This window comes from Caballeronia sp. M23-90 (assembly GCF_053574605.1).
Window position 1 is genome coordinate 1 of the sequence record NZ_JBSIPA010000544.1, and the last position, 4,142, is coordinate 4,142.

Consider the following 4,142-nt stretch of genomic DNA (forward strand, 5'->3'; position numbering starts at 1 on the left):
GCGGCGCAAACCGTTCGCCGAATTCCACGCCCCAGTAATAGAGGTCGTTGAAGATGTCGCCGGTTTTGCCTTGCGCGTAGCTGGTGCCGCCATTGGCGAGCTGGGCCCGCATGTTGTAGGTCGCCGTACCCGCGCCTTCGCCCGCGTATTCCTTGTTCATGTTGCTGTTCGTGAAGTAATCACCCCACGCGTCTTTCGGATGAATGCGGGGAACCCAGTGATTCCAGTCGGGCAGTTGGAAGCCAATCGGAATTTCGCGGATATTGATATGCCCCTTCGTCGATATCGCTGCTTTATTGACGCCGCTCGGGAAAATCGCGGCAAGCGTATCCAGATCATTTTCCGATACCGCGTCAATACCAGCGCCACATGTCCAGTCGCTTACCGGCGCACTATCCAGACCCGGACCCGGCTGATACGGCGGATTCCATGGACGGCACTTCGGACCCGGCGTGGGATATTGGCTGGCGAGGCTTCTGATATAGCTGGCGATCTGCAAGCCCTGGTTTGCGCTCAGGCCGTGATACTGGCTTCGAATGACAATCGAGTTATTCGAGTAGTTGAACTTGAACAGGTCGCTTCCGCTCGCGCTGTGGCAGTCCATGCAATGCGCCTTGATCTGCTGCCCGGCATTGATGGGTGAATCGGTCAAGGCAGCGTTTTTCCACAGGGCCGCGCCCGCGCTGATATCTGCAATGCCTGGAAGCGGTGCGGTCCACTGGGTTGGATCGTCCTGTGCGAAGTTGCTGTCGGCTATCAGTGCATTGCCTGACCCATCGAGCAAATTGAACGACAGCACCCGATACCCCGAGCTCACGCCATCAGTGGTATTGAACCGGAAGTTGATGACGTTACTGCCGTTGATCGCACCCGTTATGGGGACGTTCAGGCTGATCGTGTCGTAACCGCCGCCAATACCGCCGTACGATTTTGCGTTCCCGAGCACTGTAACGTTTGCGTTCGCGAGGTCGATCCAGTTGCCGCTATTGACTTGAACTGAACCCTTGGCATCGTACGAAAGATTGTTCACGCGCATGGTCAGGGTCTTCGCCAACGCCCCGGCGGGAATGGACAAGGTGGCCGCAATGATCTTTCCGCTGCCCGCGCTCATGACTTCCAGCGGCATGATCACGGCGCCGGACGAGGTGGTGCCGGCATTGGAAGGCGGCTCTGCCGGAACTATTGGCGGCGGCGAACTGCTGACGATTGTCGAGCTACTCGCGGGAGAAGATGCACCAGCCGATGTGCTCGGCGGCACCACTGAACCACCGCCAGCCGACGCAGACGCCGAAGCCGCCGACGCTCCTGCAGCACTGCTGCCAGACCCCGAAGAATTGCTGAGACTTGCGCCGGCCGTTGAATCGGAACCGCCGCCACCGCCACATGCGCTGACACTAAAAATCACACCACTGACAATGGAAACTAACAGTACCCTGTCGATTTTTATCATTATTAATATGTTGCGGAACGATGAAAATCCTCCGCAAAAATGTAGCGGAGCCCGGTGTTTTCAAATTAAACTTTTTCCGCGAATATTCAGCACTTGCATGCAACGCTGTCTTCGACAACAAACTAATCTCAACGCGCAATTCTTCATACCAATAAGCAATTCGATGTTCGAGGTTTTTACGTGTCCAAAACCAAGTCGGCTACGCTTTGACGCTTTAGCAGTCCCTGCTCTCTGTCGTATATAAACTAAAACTTTGACTGAGCCTTCAATCCATGCCGGGAAAGGCAAGTGCCCGACTTTGCATGGCGCGGCCGGCCGGCTAATTGATATCGCACAAGATGCAATATCGTTAATCGAGTCGTTGTAATCTTCTCAAACCATGCAAACACCGAACCGCAAATCTAAGGGTGGGCACTTTCAATGCGAGGACATACGCGCAAGATCCGGAGCAATCAAGGACGTGCAGTCCTTCATTGTCCTTCTGGAAACTTTAATGCTGGTTTGAGACGAGCTAAGTGATTTCGATTACTTGTTATCGGCAGTCGCTGCAGGAAGTTTAATAGTAAAAAAAATCTTCATGTCAATCTGCGATAGCGGCGACGCGACCAAGCTCGCCGGAGCGCCGGTATATTGGTGCGCAGATCATTGCGTGCATCGATAACCGGTCATGACGCAATGATCAAGAACTGGCTCCCGGCGCCGACGCCGCCATGCCGCCGCCGGGAGCAGGCGTCGCAACACCAGAATCGCCGCTCTTTGAACATGCCACGCAGGCAATCGCCACTATTGCGGCCCCGATCCCTTTGATCCATTTAGCCGACCTGATTTATCTCCGGTTGGTGTAAAGCCTTTGTACTGCAGCCGAAAGACAGCAATGCGCAATCCGGGTTCGATCTTTGCGAAGCTTGTATTGAACACGGACCGAAAAACTGGAGACATATCTTGGGACACTTTCGCAAAACGGCTTGCATGCTGACGCTCGCCGTCTGCTTCGCAGACGGCGCATTCGCGCAAGGAACGAGCACCGGCGGCGCGCCGCCTGCCACACATTCCAGCAGCAGCGATTCTGGCGGCGGCCAGTCTGCGAGCATCAAAGGCGGCGCGGGCACTGCGGGGGAATACGGCACGGACCCCGCAACGTTGAAAAAGGAAGAAACGGCGCGGCAGCAGAAGTCGAAGGATAAAGCGTCGGCATCGAAGTAAATGAGATCCAGGCGACGCCACGCACCGTTGGAAAAGGCCTTCGCTGGACAGGGTTATCGAGAATGATTATTATTAACCATCCCGAGTACGCAGGCGTCCGGTCAACGAAAAGGGTGCAGAACAGGAGCCCCTTTCATGCACCAGCCACACGTTGCCTCCACCGCCCACGAAGTCACAATATCCCGTGACGCCAGCCTCCCTGCGTGGGAATACGCGATGCGGGCCGCCGTCGCCGCGTCATATGCCGCGCAACCGCTTGCGGCGTTAGACGGTTACGAACGGGCGCTCCAGATCGCGCGTCGCCTGATTGAACGGCTCCCCGAGGGACGCGCAAGCGACTGCGTCGCCGCGCTCGTGGTCTCCCATCACAATCTGGCCGACCTCGAACTCGAACGCGGTGGCACCGACCGCGCCGTCGCGCATCTTTGCGACGCGCACGAAGCGCTGCTTGAACTTTTCCTCGATACCACCCGCGACCCGTCACTACAGCAAGCCGCATTGCGTCATAGCGGCGAGACGCATGTGACGTTGCTGAGCTACATCGCTACACATGGTCCTCATCCGCTCATCGCGCGAACGCTCGAACTGGGCGAACGCGCGCTGAGCGCCGGCGACCCTCTTCCGCATTGATGTCTTGATGCACTGACTCCAAAAGGAACCCACGATGCCCTATACCCTTCCCGCCTTGCCCTATGCGTTCGATGCACTCGAACCACATATCGATGCCCGCACGATGGAAGTCCATCACACGAAGCATCACCAGACCTACGTGAACAATCTGAACGCCGCGCTGAAGGACACGGAGTACGCGGATCTGCCAATCGAAAAGCTCGTCGCGCAAGTTGCGTCACTACCCGAGGCGTTGCAGGCGCCCGTGCGCAACAACGGCGGCGGCCACGCCAATCACAGCTTGTTCTGGACGGTCATGTCGCCCGAAGGAGGCGGCATGCCTGACGGCGAACTGGGTCAGGCGATCACCGCAGACCTGGGTGGCTTCGATGCCTTCAAGGAAGCCTTCACGAAGGCAGCCCTGACGCGTTTCGGCAGCGGCTGGGGGTGGCTCTCCGTCAATAAACAAGGCAAGCTCGTAGTCGAAAGTTCAGCGAACCAGGACAACCCGTTGATGACGACATTGCTGTCAGGCAACACGCCGATCCTCGGTCTGGACGTATGGGAACATGCCTACTACCTGAAGTATGAGAACCGTCGTCCGGAATACATCGCCGCGTTCTACAACGTGATCAACTGGCCGGAAGTTGCGCGCCGTTACGCCGACGCGCGCGCGTGACATCACCGACGCAAGTACTTCGAAGGTCCGTTCAGAAGCGTTCCGGACGGGCCTTTTGATCAAACGTCAATCACACGTCCACGACTTTCCGCACCTGCTGATGATCTTCACCGGTCTTGCGTTTGCGTACATCCTGCTCGCGGTATACGGCCGGTATTTGCGGCAGATGCTCGGCTTCCGGTGGCGTCAATGGCTGACACA

Annotated in this window: 4 protein-coding genes and 1 pseudogene; 4 read left to right on the forward strand and 1 reads right to left on the reverse strand. The window is 57.2% G+C overall.

The annotated features are described in order from the left end of the window. Positions 1 to 1,126: pseudogene (locus ACRXB1_RS32095) on the reverse strand (hypothetical protein); the annotation flags it as partial. On the opposite strand from ACRXB1_RS32095, the gene ACRXB1_RS32100 reads away from it, so the two are divergent. The 4 genes from ACRXB1_RS32100 to ACRXB1_RS32115 all read left to right on the forward strand — a co-directional run bounded on the left by ACRXB1_RS32100 (position 1,086) and on the right by ACRXB1_RS32115 (position 3,941). Next, the gene (locus ACRXB1_RS32100; protein WP_449494325.1) at positions 1,086 to 1,694 is read left to right on the forward strand and encodes a hypothetical protein; all 609 of its coding nucleotides are present in this window, start codon (positions 1,086 to 1,088) and stop codon (positions 1,692 to 1,694) included. The pseudogene ACRXB1_RS32095 and the gene ACRXB1_RS32100 sit on opposite strands and share 41 nt — an antisense overlap. A 698-nt stretch (positions 1,695 to 2,392) precedes the next feature. Next, complete coding sequence (locus ACRXB1_RS32105) at positions 2,393 to 2,653, forward strand: hypothetical protein (protein WP_144022098.1); 261 nt, start codon at positions 2,393 to 2,395, stop codon at positions 2,651 to 2,653. Between the two features lie 135 nt (positions 2,654 to 2,788). Continuing rightward, positions 2,789 to 3,283 carry a hypothetical protein gene (locus tag ACRXB1_RS32110; protein ID WP_449494326.1) on the forward strand — a complete coding sequence of 165 codons (495 nt, stop codon included), beginning with the start codon at positions 2,789 to 2,791 and terminating at the stop codon, positions 3,281 to 3,283. Between the two features lie 34 nt (positions 3,284 to 3,317). Continuing rightward, complete coding sequence (locus tag ACRXB1_RS32115; RefSeq protein WP_449494327.1) at positions 3,318 to 3,941, forward strand: superoxide dismutase; 624 nt, start codon at positions 3,318 to 3,320, stop codon at positions 3,939 to 3,941. Positions 3,942 to 4,142: the final 201 nt, after the last annotated feature.